The 19,959-nt window shown below is 41.0% G+C and carries 6 protein-coding genes, 2 tRNA genes and 8 rRNA genes; 3 read left to right on the top strand and 13 right to left on the bottom strand.

The annotated features are described in order from the left end of the window. Nucleotides 1-115 precede the first annotated feature (115 nt). Nucleotides 116-1,483, bottom strand: a complete 1,368-nt coding sequence (locus CLMAG_RS21040) for a sodium-dependent transporter (protein WP_066627090.1) — start codon at nucleotides 1,481-1,483, stop codon at nucleotides 116-118. A gap of 451 nt (nucleotides 1,484-1,934) precedes the next feature. Between CLMAG_RS21040 and CLMAG_RS21035 the strand changes: the two genes are divergently transcribed. Then, entirely contained in the window at nucleotides 1,935-3,209 is a 1,275-nt protein-coding gene (locus CLMAG_RS21035) for an IS110 family RNA-guided transposase (protein WP_066616512.1), read from the top strand. A gap of 379 nt (nucleotides 3,210-3,588) precedes the next feature. Here CLMAG_RS21035 and rrf (CLMAG_RS21030) read toward each other — a convergent pair. From rrf (CLMAG_RS21030) to CLMAG_RS20995, 8 genes are all read right to left on the bottom strand, one after another. Continuing rightward, nucleotides 3,589-3,705 (bottom strand): 5S ribosomal RNA (gene rrf, locus CLMAG_RS21030). A gap of 270 nt (nucleotides 3,706-3,975) precedes the next feature. After that, a 23S ribosomal RNA gene (locus CLMAG_RS21025) occupies nucleotides 3,976-6,879 on the bottom strand. A 269-nt stretch (nucleotides 6,880-7,148) separates the two neighbouring features. Beyond that, nucleotides 7,149-8,660: ribosomal RNA gene (locus CLMAG_RS21020) — 16S ribosomal RNA — on the bottom strand. A gap of 638 nt (nucleotides 8,661-9,298) precedes the next feature. Then, entirely contained in the window at nucleotides 9,299-10,048 is a 750-nt protein-coding gene (locus tag CLMAG_RS21015; protein WP_066627086.1) for a peptidylprolyl isomerase, read from the bottom strand. Nucleotides 10,049-10,194: 146 nt separating this feature from the next. Then, a tRNA-Phe gene (locus tag CLMAG_RS21010) sits at nucleotides 10,195-10,270 on the bottom strand. Between the two features lie 6 nt (nucleotides 10,271-10,276). After that, nucleotides 10,277-10,393: ribosomal RNA gene (gene rrf / locus CLMAG_RS21005) — 5S ribosomal RNA — on the bottom strand. 40 nt (nucleotides 10,394-10,433) lie between these two features. Continuing rightward, nucleotides 10,434-13,337, bottom strand: a 23S ribosomal RNA gene (locus CLMAG_RS21000). Between the two features lie 269 nt (nucleotides 13,338-13,606). Beyond that, nucleotides 13,607-15,116: ribosomal RNA gene (locus CLMAG_RS20995) — 16S ribosomal RNA — on the bottom strand. A gap of 424 nt (nucleotides 15,117-15,540) precedes the next feature. Here CLMAG_RS20995 and CLMAG_RS20990 point away from each other — a divergent pair. Continuing rightward, on the top strand, nucleotides 15,541-15,867 hold the full coding sequence (locus CLMAG_RS20990) for a DUF1904 domain-containing protein (protein ID WP_066627083.1): 327 nt from the start codon (nucleotides 15,541-15,543) through the stop codon (nucleotides 15,865-15,867). A gap of 100 nt (nucleotides 15,868-15,967) precedes the next feature. Here CLMAG_RS20990 and CLMAG_RS20985 read toward each other — a convergent pair whose 3' ends face one another. Then, nucleotides 15,968-17,101 (bottom strand): pyridoxal-phosphate-dependent aminotransferase family protein, encoded by a 1,134-nt coding sequence (locus CLMAG_RS20985; RefSeq protein WP_066627080.1) that lies wholly within the window; start codon nucleotides 17,099-17,101, stop codon nucleotides 15,968-15,970. Between the two features lie 346 nt (nucleotides 17,102-17,447). Between CLMAG_RS20985 and CLMAG_RS20980 the strand changes: the two genes are divergently transcribed. Then, nucleotides 17,448-18,044, top strand: coding sequence for a uracil-DNA glycosylase (locus tag CLMAG_RS20980; protein WP_066627078.1), 597 nt, complete (start codon nucleotides 17,448-17,450; stop codon nucleotides 18,042-18,044). Between the two features lie 299 nt (nucleotides 18,045-18,343). Here the strand turns inward: CLMAG_RS20980 and CLMAG_RS20975 are convergent. From CLMAG_RS20975 to CLMAG_RS20965, 3 genes are all read right to left on the bottom strand, one after another. Then, nucleotides 18,344-18,419, bottom strand: a tRNA-Lys gene (locus tag CLMAG_RS20975). A gap of 6 nt (nucleotides 18,420-18,425) precedes the next feature. Next, nucleotides 18,426-18,542 (bottom strand): 5S ribosomal RNA (gene rrf, locus CLMAG_RS20970). A 234-nt stretch (nucleotides 18,543-18,776) separates the two neighbouring features. Continuing rightward, nucleotides 18,777-19,959, bottom strand: a 23S ribosomal RNA gene (locus tag CLMAG_RS20965); the annotation flags it as partial.

Genomic DNA, 19,959 nt, shown 5'->3' with positions numbered 1-19,959 from the left:
TACTGAAAGATTTAATATACATCTCTCATACCTTAAGAAAAAATCACCATCAGAGTTTATTGCAATTCAATAAGTCTGATAGTGATTTTTAACTTATATTTAATCAGATGTTACGTTAGAATTTAAGAATACCTATAGAATTTAAAAATACTATAATAAGTAATACTGGTGCTATATATCTCAATATGAAATAATATAAGTTTATAGCCCAATCTATATTTAATGTACCATGATTTGAAAGTTCATGTCTAATTTCATCTTTTTTAACCATGTAGCCCATAAACACTGCTATCAAAAGTCCACCTATTGGCATCAGTATATTTGATGATACGAAATCAAATAAGTCGAAGAATCCTTTACCGAATATTTTTATATTTCCAAGAATACTGCTGCTATCTGCTGAAAGAGATGCTAATACTCCTATTACTGCTATAAATATTGCATTGAATATGACAGCTTTCTTTCTCGAAAGACCTTTTTCCTCAGTAAAATATGCAATTAGAACTTCTAATATTGACATCATTGCCGTAGTAGCCGCTATAGATGTTAGTATAAAAAATAAAACTAATAAAATGTTTCCAAAAGGTATTTTAGAAAATACTAAAGGTATTGTCATAAATAATAACCCAGGACCTGCACCAGGTTTCATATTAAATGCAAACACTGCTGGAAAGATTGCTATACCTGCAAGAACTGAGACTAAAGTATCTGATAATGCAACCTTTACTGATGTATTTATTAGATTGTTATCCTTAGTAAAGTAACTTCCATAGGTAACCATAGTACCCATTCCTAATGATAACTTGAAAAATGCTAATCCTAAAGCCATTAAGATTGATTGTTTTGTCAACATACTAAAATCTACTTTAAATAGGAACTTTAATCCCTCAGAGCTACCTGGAAGCATTAAAGCTCTTATATCACATATTATTATAAGCAAAAATAGTACAGGCATAAGAGTCTTAGTTACTTTTTCTATGCCTTTCTGAACTCCCATTATAAGTATTGCTGAGACTACTGTTAACACAATAATCTGCCATATTATTGGTGAAATAGGACCTACTACTGCAGCGCCAAACATTGCTTTTGAGCTCTCAACAGTAACTCCTGAGAAATCTCCTTTTATTGCTTTAAATACATAAAAATAAACCCATCCTGCTACACAGGTGTAAAAAAACATTATTAAATAAGCTGTTATAATTCCAAATACTCCTATACTTTTCCAAGCTGAATTAGGTTTTAATTGCTTCATTGCTCCAATTACATTTTTTCTAGTCTTTCTTCCAATGTAGAACTCACTAACCATTATAGGTAATCCAACAAATAAAACACATAAAAAATAAATTAATAAAAATGCTGCTCCTCCATTAGCTCCGATCATATAAGGAAACTTCCATATATTACCCAATCCTACTGCTGATCCTAATGTTGCAAAAAATACAGCTAACCCAGACGAAAAAGTTTCTCTTTGCTGATTTTTCATTATTATTCCTCCTCGTATAATAAGTTTATAGCAGTTATTTACTGCCTATAAACTTATTTATTTTTTATATTTTGTATAGATTAAGAAAGCATCTCAATTTTTCTAGTGGGGATTCTCCCAATTCAGTATTGCTGATTCTTATACTTTCCGATCTATACTGTTTTAACCTACTATTTATTAAAGGATTTTCTAATGCTAAAATAGTCATAACGGAACTTTAGCGAAGGTTACTGCTGTATTCCTCCTGCAAAACACATTGTGTTATTGCCTGTAAAGCTTGCAGCCTGACCAAAGTATCATATTCTGCTTACACAAATGTTGCATCTCCTTTCGCAGCCACCAGCAAGGTTTTGCGTCTGGATGAATGCTAATTACGCGAGGTTGCAGTTAGTACTTTGGATTAGGATAATCCTTTCTAATTTCCTCATTATTTTTGAAAGGTGGTGATTTCATGAAGAAATTAGATTACTTATCAACTCTATTTGTTGGTATCGATATTGGTGCGAGACAAAATGTTGTCTCTGCTATTAATTTTGAACAGGAATTCTTGATTAAGATGAAACCTGTTCCTAATACGCAATTTGGTGCAGAGCAACTTGAATCCATGCTTGTTAAGGTTTTAGAAAACAATACTTTTAAAGCTGTTATAATCGGCTTAGAATCTACTTCCTTTTATGGAGTACATATAGCCAATTTTTTATCTGCTAGTGAAAAACTTATGACTTACAAACCTTATGTTTACTGCTTGAATCCTAAGGAAGTTGCTAACTACAAAGAATCCTTTAATTCTCTTGATAAAAATGATGGCATTGACTCTTTTGTTATTGCTGACTTTGCAAGAGTTGGCAGAATTCATATTGAACCTTGGCGTGGTTCTCAATATCTTGCTCTGCAAAGACTTACAAGGCACAGACTTCATATTGTTGAATGCTTAACTAGAGAAAAAACTTACATGTTATCCAATGTATTTCTTAAGTTCAGCGAATTTGCATTATTACAGGGAGAAGATCATCCTTTTTCTAATAAATACGGTGCTACCGCATCTTCAATACTTACTGAATTTCTATCTTCCGAAGATATTGCAAATACATCAATTGAAGAACTTGTTGACTTCGTCAATAGAAAAAGTCGGAAAAGGATTTCTAATCCTCAGATGACTGCTGAAATTTTGCAGCAAGCTGCACGTAATTCATACCGTCTTGATAAATGTTTGTATGAGCCATTAACAACCTCTATTGCTTGTTCTTTCAACTGTATTCAGGCTTTTGATAAAGAACTTAAAGGTATTAACAAAGCCATTGAAAAAGCTGTTATGGGAATGAATCCTGTGGAATACAAAATATTAATGTCTATTCCTGGTTTTGGCCCTGTTTACTCCAGTGGCATTCTTGCTGAATTAGGAAGTGTGCATGCATTTCCTAGTAATGATGCTATTGCTAAATACGCTGGCATCGTGTGGAAAGAAAATCAATCTGGAGGTTTTAAAGCTGAAAATACACCTATGAACAAAGCTGGTAACCGTTATTTACGCTATTATCTCATAGAAGCTGCAGGAAGTGTTGTTTGCCATATTCCTGAATATCAAGAGTTCTATCAGAAGAAATTTGCTGAAGTAACTACACATCAGCACAAACGAGCACTCGCGCTAACATCTCGTAAACTTATTCGTATGATTTTTGGATTGCTGGCTAAAAATCAGCTCTACTCTTCAAATAGAGTAGATTAATCTATATAAATTATACGAACATACTTTCTCATTGGACTGTATGTTTATTAAGGTTACCCATTTTTAAAGAAATCATTTGATTTTCTTTTCATTTTGTTCTTGACATATTACCAAATTGCTTTTATTTATATTTTAAAACTTTATAATTGCATAGCTCCATATTGGTAACTTGGCAACAAAACATTAATACTTTAACACATAAAATCAATCCATTCAACCTATTTTTTTTATAAAATTACATAATATATCCTAAGCATTCACTTAAAATGTAAAACTAATGGCATTTTAAATAATTTTATGAAAATTGCGAACTTCTTACTTAGTATATCTCTTATAAATAAAAAAACACTAAGTATTTAAACTTAGTGTTTTTTTGTTTACCTGGCAACGACTTACTCTTCCACACAGTCTCCCGTGCAGTACCATCAGCACTGTAAAGCTTAACCTTCGTGTTCGGAATGGGAACGGGTGTTACCTTTACGTCATAATCACCAGATTTATTTAGTTGAGAGTTACGAATTAATAGTTAAGAGTTAAGAGTTATGGTTGTTTTTTCTCCTAACGTGGAAAAAACGATAATTATACTAACTAATAACTTTATACACAATAAATTATTAACTCTTATGAGAATATTATTCTCTGAAAATTGCACAGTGATAAGTATAATTTTTTTATGTAGAGCTTAATTAATTTAAATTTTGGATTTTCACGCTAGTGAAAATCATCATTAACTCTTAATTCTCAACTCTACACTCTTAACTATTTTTTGGTCAAGCCCTCGACCTATTAGTATTAGTCAGCTGAACATGTTACCATGCTTACACCTCTAACCTATCAACCTTGTGTTCTTCAAGGGGTCTTACTAGCTTATGCTATGGGAAATCTTATCTTGAGGTGGGCTTCACGCTTAGATGCTTTCAGCGTTTATCCCGTCCTGACATAGCTACCCAGCTGTGCTCCTGGCGGAACAACTGGTGCACCAGAGATCAGTCCATCCCGGTCCTCTCGTACTAAGGACAGCTCCTCTCAAATTTCCTACGCCCGCGACGGATAGGGACCGAACTGTCTCACGACGTTCTGAACCCAGCTCGCGTGCCGCTTTAATGGGCGAACAGCCCAACCCTTGGGACCTACTTCAGCCCCAGGATGCGACGAGCCGACATCGAGGTGCCAAACCTCCCCGTCGATGTGGACTCTTGGGGGAGATCAGCCTGTTATCCCCGAGGTAGCTTTTATCCGTTGAGCGATGGCCCTCCCACGAGGAACCACCGGATCACTAAGCCCGACTTTCGTCCCTGCTCCACTTGTTTGTGTCGCAGTCAGGCTCCCTTCTGCCTTTGCACTCTTCGAACGATTTCCAACCGTTCTGAGGGAACCTTTGGGCGCCTCCGTTACTTTTTTGGAGGCGACCGCCCCAGTCAAACTGCCCACCTAACAATGTCCCGTGACCAGTTTCATGGCCGCCGGTTAGAATCCCAGTACTGTCAGGGTGGTATCCCAAGGTTGACTCCACAAAGGCTGACGCCCTTGTTTCTCAGTCTCCCACCTATCCTGTACAGACAATACCGAAATTCAATGCTAAGCTACAGTAAAGCTCTACGGGGTCTTTCCGTCCAATCGCGGGTAGCGAGCATCTTCACTCGCAATACAATTTCGCCGGATTTGTTGTCGAGACAGTGCCCAAATCATTACGCCATTCGTGCGGGTCGGAACTTACCCGACAAGGAATTTCGCTACCTTAGGACCGTTATAGTTACGGCCGCCGTTTACTGGGGCTTAAGTTCATACCTTCGCTTGCGCTAAGTATTCCCCTTAACCTTCCAGCACCGGGCAGGCGTCAGCCCCTATACTTCAGCTTTCGCTTTAGCAGAGACCTGTGTTTTTGCTAAACAGTTGCTTGGGCCTATTCTCTGCGACCTACTTGCGTAGGCACCCCTTCTCCCGAAGTTACGGGGTCAATTTGCCGAGTTCCTTGACAACAATTCTTCCGCTGGTCTTAGGATTCTCTCCTCACCTACCTGTGTCGGTTTGCGGTACGGGCGCCAACATCCTCCATAGAGACTTTTCTTGGCAGCGTGGAATCAGATACTTCGCCCATAAGGGCTCCCCATCACACCTCAACATTGACTAAACGGATTTGCCTGTCTAGTCTGTCTAGATGCTTAGACACACATCCAATAGTGTGCACATCTTATCCTCCTGCGTCATCCCATTTGTAATAACGTCAGTTGGCGGTATCGGAATATCAACCGATTGTCCATCACCTACGCCTTTCGGCCTCGGCTTAGGCCCCGACTAACCCTGAGCGGACGAGCCTTCCTCAGGAAACCTTAGGTTTTCGACCAATAAGATTCTCACTTATTTCTCGCTACTTATGCCAGCATACTCACTCCTGTACAGTCCACCGCTCCTTACGGTACGACTTCAACCCATACAGGAAGCTCCTCTACCACTGATACTTACGTATCAATCCATAGCTTCGGTGGTAAGTTTTAGCCCCGAACATCTTCGGCGCAGGATCTCTCGACTAGTGAGCTATTACGCACTCTTTAAATGAGTGGCTGCTTCTAAGCCAACATCCTAGTTGTCTTAGAAATCCCACATCCTTTTCCACTTAACTTACACTTTGGGACCTTAGCTGATGGTCTGGGCTGTTTCCCTTTTGACCACGGATCTTATCATTCGTAGTCTGACTGCTTTGATTCAAGTATATGGCATTCGGAGTTTGATAGGGTTCAGTAACTGTTGTCAGCCCCTAGCCCATTCAGTGCTCTACCTCCATTACTCATTCAAAACGCTAGCCCTAAAGCTATTTCGAGGAGAACCAGCTATCTCCGAGTTCGATTGGAATTTCTCCGCTATCCACAGCTCATCCCATGGTTTTTCAACACCAACGTGGTTCGGTCCTCCACGGAATTTTACTTCCGCTTCAACCTGTCCATGGATAGGTCACCCGGTTTCGGGTCTACGACATGCAACTTTTCGCCCTATTCAGACTCGGTTTCCCTTCGGCTCCATACCTTAAGTATTTAACCTTGCTACACATCGTAACTCGCTGGCTCGTTCTACAAAAAGCACGCCGTCGCACATAAAAGTGCTTCGACTGATTGTGGACACACGGTTTCAGGTTCTATTTCACTCCCCTTCCGGGGTTCTTTTCACCTTTCCCTCACGGTACTGCTTCACTATCGGTCACCAGTTAGTATTTAGCCTTGGGAGGTGGTCCTCCCTGCTTCCCACAAGGTTTCACGTGTCTCGTGGTACTCTGGATTAGACCTGACTGCTTTTTCTTTTCACTTACAGGGCTTTTACCTTCTACGGCGGAGCCTTCCAGCTCTCTTCAGTTAAAAAATTGCAGTATTTATGGTCTATCCGCAACCCCAGGAACAAGTTCCTGGTTTGGGCTCTTTCCCTTTCGCTCGCCGCTACTTAGAAAATCGATTTTTCTTTCTCTTCCTCCGGGTACTTAGATGTTTCAGTTCCCCGGGTATACCTCTATAAACCTATGAATTCAGTTTACAGTACATTGCGTTAGCAATGTGGGTTGCCCCATTCGGAAATCTCTGGATCACTGGCTATTTGCGCCTACCCAAAGCTTATCGCAGCTTATCGCGTCCTTCTTCGGCTTCTGGTGCCAAGGCATTCACCATGCGCCCTTTGTAGCTTGACCAATTTATCACTCATATTTCTATGAGTTTGATTAAAGTTACAAAGGTTATTACTTATATTATATAAGTAGTTCTACCTTTAGCTTTACTTCTATTTTTGTTAAACAATTGCGTTGTTTAACGTTTCTTCACTGTGCAATTTTCAAAGAACAATTTGAGAATTTATTTTATCACCTTAACACTACCGTGTCAATGGATAAATAATCCCTCAAAATTAAACAGAGGCTAAACCAGTCTTTCAGACAGCATTACCTGTCTGTATTATCCTTAGAAAGGAGGTGATCCAGCCGCAGGTTCTCCTACGGCTACCTTGTTACGACTTCACCCCAATCACTAACCCCACCTTCGGCCGCTGGCTCCTTTACAGGTTACCTCACGGACTTCGGGTGTTGCCAGCTCTCATGGTGTGACGGGCGGTGTGTACAAGGCCCGGGAACGTATTCACCGCGACATTCTGATTCGCGATTACTAGCAACTCCGGCTTCATGTAGGCGAGTTGCAGCCTACAATCCGAACTGAGATAGGTTTTTGAGTTTGGCTCCACCTCGCGGTCTTGCATCTCTCTGTACCTACCATTGTAGCACGTGTGTAGCCCTGGACATAAGGGGCATGATGATTTGACGTCATCCCCACCTTCCTCGCGGTTAACCCGGGCAGTCTCACTAGAGTGCTCAACTTAATGGTAGCAACTAATAATAGGGGTTGCGCTCGTTGCAGGACTTAACCTAACATCTCACGACACGAGCTGACGACAACCATGCACCACCTGTCTCCCTGCCCCGAAGGGCTTCATGCATCTCTGCACTATTCAGGGGATGTCAAGTCCAGGTAAGGTTCTTCGCGTTGCTTCGAATTAAACCACATGCTCCGCTGCTTGTGCGGGCCCCCGTCAATTCCTTTGAGTTTTAATCTTGCGATCGTACTTCCCAGGCGGAGTACTTATTGTGTTAACTGCGGCACAGAAGGTTGGACCCCCCTACACCTAGTACTCATCGTTTACGGCGTGGACTACCAGGGTATCTAATCCTGTTTGCTACCCACGCTTTCATGCCTCAGCGTCAGTTACGGTCCAGAGAATCGCCTTCGCCACTGGTGTTCTTCCTAATCTCTACGCATTTCACCGCTACACTAGGAATTCCATTCTCCTCTCCCGCACTCTAGATATCCAGTTTGAAATGCAGCACCCAAGTTAAGCTCGGGTATTTCACATCTCACTTAAATATCCGCCTACGCATCCTTTACGCCCAGTAAATCCGGACAACGCTCGCCACCTACGTATTACCGCGGCTGCTGGCACGTAGTTAGCCGTGGCTTCCTCCTTTGGTACCGTCATTATCGTCCCAAAAGACAGAGCTTTACAACCCGAAGGCCTTCATCACTCACGCGGCGTTGCTGCATCAGGCTTTCGCCCATTGTGCAATATTCCCCACTGCTGCCTCCCGTAGGAGTCTGGACCGTGTCTCAGTTCCAATGTGGCCGATCACCCTCTCAGGTCGGCTACGCATCGTCGCCTTGGTGAGCCTTTACCTCACCAACTAGCTAATGCGCCGCGGGTCCATCTCAAAGCGGATTGCTCCTTTAATTAGTTCTTCATGCGAAAAATTAATGTTATGCGGTATTAATCTCCCTTTCGGGAGGCTATCCCCCTCTTTGAGGCAGGTTACCCACGTGTTACTCACCCGTCCGCCGCTAATCCATCCCCGAAGGGATTTCATCGCTCGACTTGCATGTGTTAGGCACGCCGCCAGCGTTCGTCCTGAGCCAGGATCAAACTCTCAATTTAAAAGTTTGAATGCTCATTACTGTTTTACTCACTACTAATATATAGTAGTTAAAGAATTGCTGGTTTAGTTTACTTAATAAAAATCATCTGATTTTTAACCTCTGTTTAATTTTCAAGGATCATGCCGCTCACCTCAGCAGCTTTTATAGTTTAACATACTGATGTAGCCCTGTCAATAACTTTTATAAGTTATTTCTTATTTTTATTTTCATAAAATATATCAAAATAAAAACATTGACTAAGCTATGTCGGAAAATGAAATCTTTTAACTTAAATCATAAATTTATCATTTCCCTAAGCAACGTATGTTATAATATCATAATCACTAAAATCAGTTCTAAATATTACTGGTCAATACTTAGAATTAGATTGTTTATACTCCAAATTTTTATCTCTCACTTTATTTTTCATGTATTGATACCCTAGGATAAGTTTACATATTCCTTTAGTGAATTTAAACCTTAATTCCTTAAAATTTCATAGGAAAATACATTAAGGAAATAATTATCTGAAAGCTGCTACAACCTCACTTTATGAAGTGAAACTTGAATCAGATAGAAGTACTTGAGCAGGTAATCATCGGATAAAACGATAAAAAAGTCTTATAGTTTATCATACTATAAGACTTTTTTATCGTTTTATTTATTTTTTATTTCTACATTATATTTTCCTCTAAGATCATTATTAAGCTGTGAATACTTAAACGCCTGTCTTTCTTGTAAAAGATTATTTTTTATTGAAACTTTAACTTCATCAAAAGGTTTTATTGAATTTTCTAGTTTTTCACTAACTTTTATTAAATGATATCCAAATTGTGTTTTTACAGGTTCACTCACTTTTTCTACATCAAGGCTGAATGCAGCGTCCTCAAATTCTGGGACCATCTGTCCTCTATTAAATCTTCCAAGGTCTCCACCTTGCGCATTTGAAGGACAAGAAGAAAATTCTTTTGCAGCATCTTCAAAAGACATACCTTCTTTTATTTTATTTGATACCTCTTGAGCTTTTTCTTCAGTTTCAACTAATATATGTTTTGCACTTACTGTTTCAGGGTTCTTAAACATTTCTTTGTTAACATTATAGTAATCTTCTACTTCCTTATCAGAGACATTTGCCTCAGATACTACTTTTGATATTGCTACTTGTGTTAGAATTTCCTTTTTAGCTCTTTCTAACTGTTGCAGATATTCCTTATCTTCTTCCATTCCAGAATCCTTAGCATAATTATAAACTAATTCAAAAGATATTATCTCTTCTAATAATTGTGCTTTACCTTGTTCTGTTGTTAAATATCCTTGTCTTTCTCTAGGAAATCTTGCTATTGTCGCTTCTAGTTCTCTTTCTGTTATTTCTGTACCATTTACCACTGCTAATATTTTGTCTTCCATAGTTATTCTCCTTAAATTCTTATTTTTAATACAATTAATTATGCCATAAATTTACCCAATTTTCCACATTGTATTTATTTTTTGCATTTTTATGTTTAAAATATATTTTAATATAATAAAAAAACTCCAGATAATACTGGAGTTTTTGGTGGCCAGACCAGGAATCGAACCAGGGACACGAGGATTTTCAGTCCTCTGCTCTACCGACTGAGCTATCTAGCCATATATACCTGGCAACGACTTACTCTTCCACACAGTCTCCCGTGCAGTACCATCAGCACTGTAAAGCTTAACCTTCGTGTTCGGAATGGGAACGGGTGTTACCTTTACGTCATAATCACCAGATTGAAAGAATTTTGTTCTTTCAAAATTGCACAGTGAAAATTAGGTCAAGCCCTCGACCTATTAGTATTAGTCAGCTGAACATGTTACCATGCTTACACCTCTAACCTATCAACCTTGTGTTCTTCAAGGGGTCTTACTAGCTTATGCTATGGGAAATCTTATCTTGAGGTGGGCTTCACGCTTAGATGCTTTCAGCGTTTATCCCGTCCTGACATAGCTACCCAGCTGTGCTCCTGGCGGAACAACTGGTGCACCAGAGGTCAGTCCATCCCGGTCCTCTCGTACTAAGGACAGCTCCTCTCAAATTTCCTACGCCCGCGACGGATAGGGACCGAACTGTCTCACGACGTTCTGAACCCAGCTCGCGTGCCGCTTTAATGGGCGAACAGCCCAACCCTTGGGACCTACTTCAGCCCCAGGATGCGACGAGCCGACATCGAGGTGCCAAACCTCCCCGTCGATGTGGACTCTTGGGGGAGATCAGCCTGTTATCCCCGAGGTAGCTTTTATCCGTTGAGCGATGGCCCTCCCACGAGGAACCACCGGATCACTAAGCCCGACTTTCGTCCCTGCTCCACTTGTTTGTGTCGCAGTCAGGCTCCCTTCTGCCTTTGCACTCTTCGAACGATTTCCAACCGTTCTGAGGGAACCTTTGGGCGCCTCCGTTACTTTTTTGGAGGCGACCGCCCCAGTCAAACTGCCCACCTAACAATGTCCCGTGACCAGTTTCATGGCCGCCGGTTAGAATCCCAGTACTGTCAGGGTGGTATCCCAAGGTTGACTCCACAAAGGCTGACGCCCTTGTTTCTCAGTCTCCCACCTATCCTGTACAGACAATACCGAAATTCAATGCTAAGCTACAGTAAAGCTCTACGGGGTCTTTCCGTCCAATCGCGGGTAGCGAGCATCTTCACTCGCAATACAATTTCGCCGGATTTGTTGTCGAGACAGTGCCCAAATCATTACGCCATTCGTGCGGGTCGGAACTTACCCGACAAGGAATTTCGCTACCTTAGGACCGTTATAGTTACGGCCGCCGTTTACTGGGGCTTAAGTTCATACCTTCGCTTGCGCTAAGTATTCCCCTTAACCTTCCAGCACCGGGCAGGCGTCAGCCCCTATACTTCAGCTTTCGCTTTAGCAGAGACCTGTGTTTTTGCTAAACAGTTGCTTGGGCCTATTCTCTGCGACCTACTTGCGTAGGCACCCCTTCTCCCGAAGTTACGGGGTCAATTTGCCGAGTTCCTTGACAACAATTCTTCCGCTGGTCTTAGGATTCTCTCCTCACCTACCTGTGTCGGTTTGCGGTACGGGCGCCAACATCCTCCATAGAGACTTTTCTTGGCAGCGTGGAATCAGATACTTCGCCCATAAGGGCTCCCCATCACACCTCAACATTGACTAAACGGATTTGCCTGTCTAGTCTGTCTAGATGCTTAGACACACATCCAATAGTGTGCACATCTTATCCTCCTGCGTCATCCCATTTGTAATAACGTCAGTTGGCGGTATCGGAATATCAACCGATTGTCCATCACCTACGCCTTTCGGCCTCGGCTTAGGCCCCGACTAACCCTGAGCGGACGAGCCTTCCTCAGGAAACCTTAGGTTTTCGACCAATAAGATTCTCACTTATTTCTCGCTACTTATGCCAGCATACTCACTCCTGTACAGTCCACCGCTCCTTACGGTACGACTTCAACCCATACAGGAAGCTCCTCTACCACTGATACTTACGTATCAATCCATAGCTTCGGTGGTAAGTTTTAGCCCCGAACATCTTCGGCGCAGGATCTCTCGACTAGTGAGCTATTACGCACTCTTTAAATGAGTGGCTGCTTCTAAGCCAACATCCTAGTTGTCTTAGAAATCCCACATCCTTTTCCACTTAACTTACACTTTGGGACCTTAGCTGATGGTCTGGGCTGTTTCCCTTTTGACCACGGATCTTATCATTCGTAGTCTGACTGCTTTGATTCAAGTATATGGCATTCGGAGTTTGATAGGGTTCAGTAACTGTTGTCAGCCCCTAGCCCATTCAGTGCTCTACCTCCATTACTCATTCAAAACGCTAGCCCTAAAGCTATTTCGAGGAGAACCAGCTATCTCCGAGTTCGATTGGAATTTCTCCGCTATCCACAGCTCATCCCATGGTTTTTCAACACCAACGTGGTTCGGTCCTCCACGGAATTTTACTTCCGCTTCAACCTGTCCATGGATAGGTCACCCGGTTTCGGGTCTACGACATGCAACTTTTCGCCCTATTCAGACTCGGTTTCCCTTCGGCTCCATACCTTAAGTATTTAACCTTGCTACACATCGTAACTCGCTGGCTCGTTCTACAAAAAGCACGCCGTCGCACATAAAAGTGCTTCGACTGATTGTGGACACACGGTTTCAGGTTCTATTTCACTCCCCTTCCGGGGTTCTTTTCACCTTTCCCTCACGGTACTGCTTCACTATCGGTCACCAGTTAGTATTTAGCCTTGGGAGGTGGTCCTCCCTGCTTCCCACAAGGTTTCACGTGTCTCGTGGTACTCTGGATTAGACCTGACTGCTCTTCCTTTTCACTTACAGGGCTTTTACCTTCTATGGCGGAGCCTTCCAGCTCTCTTCAGTTAAAAAATTGCAGTATTTATGGTCTATCCGCAACCCCAGGAACAAGTTCCTGGTTTGGGCTCTTTCCCTTTCGCTCGCCGCTACTTAGAAAATCGATTTTTCTTTCTCTTCCTCCGGGTACTTAGATGTTTCAGTTCCCCGGGTATACCTCTATAAACCTATGAATTCAGTTTACAGTACATTGCGTTAGCAATGTGGGTTGCCCCATTCGGAAATCTCTGGATCACTGGCTATTTGCGCCTACCCAAAGCTTATCGCAGCTTATCGCGTCCTTCTTCGGCTTCTGGTGCCAAGGCATTCACCATGCGCCCTTTGTAGCTTGACCAATTTATCACTCATATTTCTATGAGTTTGATTAAAGTTACAAAGGTTATTACTTATATTATATAAGTAGTTCTACCTTTAGCTTTACTTCTATTTTTGTTAAACAATTGCGTTGTTTAACGTTTCTTCACTGTGCAATTTTCAAAGAACAATTTGAGAATTTATTTTATCACCTTAACACTACCGTGTCAATGGATAAATAATCCCTCAAAATTAAACAGAGGCTAAACCAGTCTTTCAGACAGCATTACCTGTCTGTATTATCCTTAGAAAGGAGGTGATCCAGCCGCAGGTTCTCCTACGGCTACCTTGTTACGACTTCACCCCAATCACTAACCCCACCTTCGGCCGCTGGCTCCTTTACAGGTTACCTCACGGACTTCGGGTGTTGCCAGCTCTCATGGTGTGACGGGCGGTGTGTACAAGGCCCGGGAACGTATTCACCGCGACATTCTGATTCGCGATTACTAGCAACTCCGGCTTCATGTAGGCGAGTTGCAGCCTACAATCCGAACTGAGATAGGTTTTTGAGTTTGGCTCCACCTCGCGGTCTTGCATCTCTCTGTACCTACCATTGTAGCACGTGTGTAGCCCTGGACATAAGGGGCATGATGATTTGACGTCATCCCCACCTTCCTCCCGGTTAACCCGGGCAGTCTCACTAGAGTGCTCAACTTAATGGTAGCAACTAATAATAGGGGTTGCGCTCGTTGCAGGACTTAACCTAACATCTCACGACACGAGCTGACGACAACCATGCACCACCTGTCTCCCTGCCCCGAAGGGCTTCATGCATCTCTGCACTATTCAGGGGATGTCAAGTCCAGGTAAGGTTCTTCGCGTTGCTTCGAATTAAACCACATGCTCCGCTGCTTGTGCGGGCCCCCGTCAATTCCTTTGAGTTTTAATCTTGCGATCGTACTTCCCAGGCGGAGTACTTATTGTGTTAACTGCGGCACAGAAGGTTGGACCCCCCTACACCTAGTACTCATCGTTTACGGCGTGGACTACCAGGGTATCTAATCCTGTTTGCTACCCACGCTTTCATGCCTCAGCGTCAGTTATGGTCCAGAGAATCGCCTTCGCCACTGGTGTTCTTCCTAATCTCTACGCATTTCACCGCTACACTAGGAATTCCATTCTCCTCTCCCACACTCTAGATATCCAGTTTGAAATGCAGCACCCAAGTTAAGCTCGGGTATTTCACATCTCACTTAAATATCCGCCTACGCATCCTTTACGCCCAGTAAATCCGGACAACGCTCGCCACCTACGTATTACCGCGGCTGCTGGCACGTAGTTAGCCGTGGCTTCCTCCTTTGGTACCGTCATTATCGTCCCAAAAGACAGAGCTTTACAACCCGAAGGCCTTCATCACTCACGCGGCGTTGCTGCATCAGGCTTTCGCCCATTGTGCAATATTCCCCACTGCTGCCTCCCGTAGGAGTCTGGACCGTGTCTCAGTTCCAATGTGGCCGATCACCCTCTCAGGTCGGCTACGCATCGTCGCCTTGGTGAGCCTTTACCTCACCAACTAGCTAATGCGCCGCGGGTCCATCTCAAAGCGGATTACTCCTTTAATTAGTTCTTCATGCGAAAAACCAATGTTATGCGGTATTAATCTCCCTTTCGGGAGGCTATCCCCCTCTTTGAGGCAGGTTACCCACGTGTTACTCACCCGTCCGCCGCTAATCCACCCCGAAGGGCTTCATCGCTCGACTTGCATGTGTTAGGCACGCCGCCAGCGTTCGTCCTGAGCCAGGATCAAACTCTCAATTTAAAAGTTTGAATGCTCATTACTGTTTTACTCACTACTAATATATAGTAGTTAAAGAATTGCTGGTTTAGTTTATTTAATAAAAATCATCTGATTTTTAACCTCTGTTTAATTTTCAAGGATCATGTCGCTCATCTCAGCGACCTTTGTAGTTTATCATGTTAACTCAACTTTGTCAACAACTTTTTTTAGTTGTTTTTGTTAAGCTTTGTCGTTTTTCGCGACAACATGTATAATCTTATCATAAATTAATCATTATGTGTATTATAATTAATTGATAATAGTAATTTACCCTTATATATTTAAGTTTAACTAAGCTTTTCTTAATTATTCTATTATTGATACACAAGGTAGTGTTTACTTTATTTTTAATTTATATTCTTGCTTTCTTCTTTTTATAAGTTAAAATATTCTAGGAGGTGATTGTATGCCACAGATAAAAATAAGAGGAATAGATATAGAAAAAATTAGTACTATTAGTACTAATATGATTGATCAACTTGAGCAAATAATAGATTGCCCTAGAGACTATTTTACTATAGAATGTATATCCTCAACGTTTATAAAGAATGGAAAAGTAGACGAAGGGTATCCTTTTATTGAAGTTGTCTGGTTCGACAGGGGCCAACAAATTCAGGATAACGTTGCTAAATCTATAACTAACCTTATACACAACTTGGGTTATAAGAATGTAGATGTATTCTTTACAGTTCTTAAAGAAAATCTTTACTACGAGAATGGAGATCACTTCTAATTGAATACTTCTTTTTCTATATTATAAACTTAAATTGGAGCATTATAATTTTATAAAAGAAGTTGTAATTAAATCTAAACAACTTCTTTTATTCTTTTAACTAGAATTCTCTTAAAAAAGTGGACATTAAATCCGTATTAAGATTGACTCCAAAAAATTCTAATGATTTTTGTAATGCAAATAGGGCATACCCCACTTTATTTATGTTGGCATTTTCGCCCATATGACCTATTCTTATTACTTTTCCTGATAAATATCCAAAAGACCCTGCTATTAATACATTATATTTCTCCAACATATAGTCTCTTAATTGGCTGTCATTTATATTATCAGGTACTTGCACTACAGTAACTGTATTAGAATAGCCTTGTTTAATATAAAGTTCCAAACCAGCTTCTATGACCGCATTTCTTGTAGCTCTAGCTATTTTTGAGTGTCTTTCTAGAATTCCCTTGTCTTTTAGTAAATTATCTATAGCTACTCTAAGACCTGTTATATCACTTATGGGTTGAGTATATGGAAACCACTTATTTTCATAGTAATTTTCCCATACTAATAAATTACAGTAAAATGACGCTATAGGAGTTTTTCTATTCTTCATCGCATTGAATGCGTTTTTACTTATACTTAGAATTGTAAGTCCTGGTGGTGCAGAAATACATTTTTGTGAGCCACCAAGAGCTATATCTATTTTCCAGTCGTCTACTCTAAGCTCTTCTCCCCCCATAGCTGCTACACTATCAACTACAGTAATAATACCTTTTTCTTTTAACATAGGGCATATTTTAGAGACATCATTTAATACTCCAGAAGGAGTATCACAATGAACTATGGTTGCATATTTAAAATCGCTATCATTTTGTAAAAACTTACTTAACTCTTCTATATCTATTTCTTTATGTCTGTCTCCTGTAAAAAATACTACTTCTCCACCATAAATCTTTACAAAATCAGCAAAACCTTCTCCAAATATACCATTGTCTATTACTAAAACTCTATCTCCTTTTTCTGTCAAAGACGCACAAGCTGCTTCAAGTCCTAATATTCCTTCTCCAGATAAAATTCTTACCTCGTTATTAGTTTTTAAAAATTCACTTATTTTCTCACAGGTTTCCTTGTAGAAATCATAAAATTGCAAGTCTAAGTCTGGATTTGTAGATTCTAAACTTCTTGCTAACCTAACATTTTCTCTAACTTCTGTAGGTCCTGGTGTCATTATATATGGAACTTTCATGTTATACCACTCCTAAACTACCAAAATTCATCTCTCATATTTCAATAAAAAATTATATCACTTAGTATAACTATATCAAAATGTATGAATACAATTTTCATATACAGTTAAGTATATATGAACTTTACTTAAGAAAGAATAATTGTATGTATTATTATACCTCCAATTCGTATTTTGAAACTCATATAAGGGTTTTTGAACGAATTAAGTTTACCCATAAGTTTATTCATACTTATTAGATAACTTTTATATGAAGAATAACAGCTGTTAAATAATTAGGATATAAACTCGCTAATATTTATGATAAAATATATTAAGTTTTATTGACATGAAAGGAATTGAAATAATGGGGATAGAAGAAACTTTAAGACAGAAAATTAAATTTATAAGTGAAAACTATACTGATGATAAAATTGGTGGTTATATTACCGGTGATGGACCAGTACCTTCTGATATACTATTTGTTGGCGAGGCACCTGGAAAAACAGAAGTTGAGGAAAGAAAACCTTTTATAGGAATGGCTGGCAAAAACTTTGAAAGATATTTAAACTCAATAGGCATCTCTAGAGATAATATACGTATAACAAATACATGTTATTTTAGACCTATAAAAATGAAAGAAGGGAAAAATGGTCGAACTACTATAAGCAATAGGCCTCCAAAAACTTCTGAAGTTGAGCTTTTTCGTGAAGTTCTAGATGAAGAAATTAACTTGGTAAATCCTAAAATCATCATAACTTTAGGTAATGTTCCATTAAAAAGATTGACTAACTTTAAATCTATAGGTGAGTGTCATGGAGTTCTTTACTTTAACGAACATCTAAAAAGATACATTTTCCCTATGTATCATCCTTCATCTTTAACCTACAATAGAAGTGAAGAGTTTAATAATATGTATAAAAATGATTGGAATAAATTAAAGGAAGCTCTAGTAAAACTTTAAAATTAGAGCTTCCTCTTTCTGTATCTACAATGTATTGCAATTGCACATACATTGTAGATATTGTTTTACCACTTTACGCTAAATTAGTACGATTTTGTGGATACAATGCAAATACAATGTATCTGCATACCCTTTCTTCTTAAGACACAGTCTCATACATATATATGTATATACGTCATAACTGCTATGTACATGCTTCTGAAAAGATTTTTTCTATGAAGTAAAACTCCACCTTATTAATAGTCATCAAATAAATAAAAATTTTTACAAAATAAAAAAACACCTTAAAAAGGTGTTTTTGGTGGCTTACCGGGGAATCGAACCCCGGACAACTTGATTAAAAGTCAAGTGCTCTACCGACTGAGCTAGTAAACCACATATACCTGGCGACGACTTACTCTCCCACACAGTCTCCCGTGCAGTACCATCAGCACTGTAAAGCTTAACCTTCGTGTTCGGAATGGGAACGGGTGTTACCTTTACGTCATAATCACCAGATGCCATGATTGTTAAAATCTATGATTTTTTAGAAGCATGGTACTCCTCAGCTCTGCTGAGTGAGTTTCATTATAAAAACTGCTATAAGCTTCGCATTACTGCGTCAGCTACATCGCTGCGGTACTCATTTACATCAGTAAACTCTGTTCCTCGCTCAGTCGCTTCCTTGTACTGCTCGCTTCTATCAATTTTTATCGAAAGAATTTTGTTCTTTCAAAATTGCACAGTGAAAATTAGGTCAAGCCCTCGACCTATTAGTATTAGTCAGCTGAACATGTTACCATGCTTACACCTCTAACCTATCAACCTTGTGTTCTTCAAGGGGTCTTACTAGCTTATGCTATGGGAAATCTTATCTTGAGGTGGGCTTCACGCTTAGATGCTTTCAGCGTTTATCCCGTCCTGACATAGCTACCCAGCTGTGCTCCTGGCGGAACAACTGGTGCACCAGAGGTCAGTCCATCCCGGTCCTCTCGTACTAAGGACAGCTCCTCTCAAATTTCCTACGCCCGCGACGGATAGGGACCGAACTGTCTCACGACGTTCTGAACCCAGCTCGCGTGCCGCTTTAATGGGCGAACAGCCCAACCCTTGGGACCTACTTCAGCCCCAGGATGCGACGAGCCGACATCGAGGTGCCAAACCTCCCCGTCGATGTGGACTCTTGGGGGAGATCAGCCTGTTATCCCCGAGGTAGCTTTTATCCGTTGAGCGATGGCCCTCCCACGAGGAACCACCGGATCACTAAGCCCGACTTTCGTCCCTGCTCCACTTGTTTGTGTCGCAGTCAGGCTCCCTTCTGCCTTTGCACTCTTCGAACGATTTCCAACCGTTCTGAGGGAACCTTTGGGCGCCTCCGTTACTTTTTTGGAGGCGACCGCCCCAGTCAAACTGCCCACCTAACAATGTCCCGTGACCAGTTTCATGGCCACCGGTTAGAATCCCAGTACTGTCAGGGTGGTATCCCAAGGTTGACTCCACAAAGGCTAACGCCCTTGCTTCTCAGTCTCCCACCTATCCTGTACAGACAATACCGAAATTCAATGCTAAGCTACAGTAAAGCTCTACGGGGTCTTTCCGTCCAATCGCGGGTAGCGAGCATCTTCACTCGCAATACAATTTCGCCGGATTTGTTGTCGAGACAGTGCCCAAATCATTACGCCATTCGTGCGGGTCGGAACTTACCCGACAAGGAATTTCGCTACCTTAGGACCGTTATAGTTACGGCCGCCGTTTACTGGGGCTTAAGTTCATACCTTCGCTTGCGCTAAGTATTCCCCTTAACCTTCCAGCACCGGGCAGGCGTCAGCCCCTATACTTCAGCTTTCGCTTTAGCAGAGACCTGTGTTTTTGCTAAACAGTTGCTTGGGCCTATTCTCTGCGACCTACTTGCGTAGGCACCCCTTCTCCCGAAGTT

Source organism: Clostridium magnum DSM 2767 (genome assembly GCF_001623875.1).
GTDB classification, from domain to species: domain Bacteria; phylum Bacillota; class Clostridia; order Clostridiales; family Clostridiaceae; genus Clostridium_AM; species Clostridium_AM magnum.
Note: the sequence above shows the minus strand (reverse complement) of the source record. Positions and strands in the feature narration are given on the sequence as shown.

What these genes read in the sequence shown, in the direction of transcription:
- CLMAG_RS20980 (WP_066627078.1), top strand. Translation starts at nt 17,448, where the DNA reads ATGGGGATAGAAGAAACTTTAAGACAGAAAATTAAATTTATAAGTGAA.
- CLMAG_RS21040 (WP_066627090.1), bottom strand. Translation starts at nt 1,483, where the DNA reads ATGAAAAATCAGCAAAGAGAAACTTTTTCGTCTGGGTTAGCTGTATTT.
- CLMAG_RS21035 (WP_066616512.1), top strand. Translation starts at nt 1,935, where the DNA reads ATGAAGAAATTAGATTACTTATCAACTCTATTTGTTGGTATCGATATT.
- CLMAG_RS20985 (WP_066627080.1), bottom strand. Translation starts at nt 17,101, where the DNA reads ATGAAAGTTCCATATATAATGACACCAGGACCTACAGAAGTTAGAGAA.
- CLMAG_RS21015 (WP_066627086.1), bottom strand. Translation starts at nt 10,048, where the DNA reads ATGGAAGACAAAATATTAGCAGTGGTAAATGGTACAGAAATAACAGAA.
- CLMAG_RS20990 (WP_066627083.1), top strand. Translation starts at nt 15,541, where the DNA reads ATGCCACAGATAAAAATAAGAGGAATAGATATAGAAAAAATTAGTACT.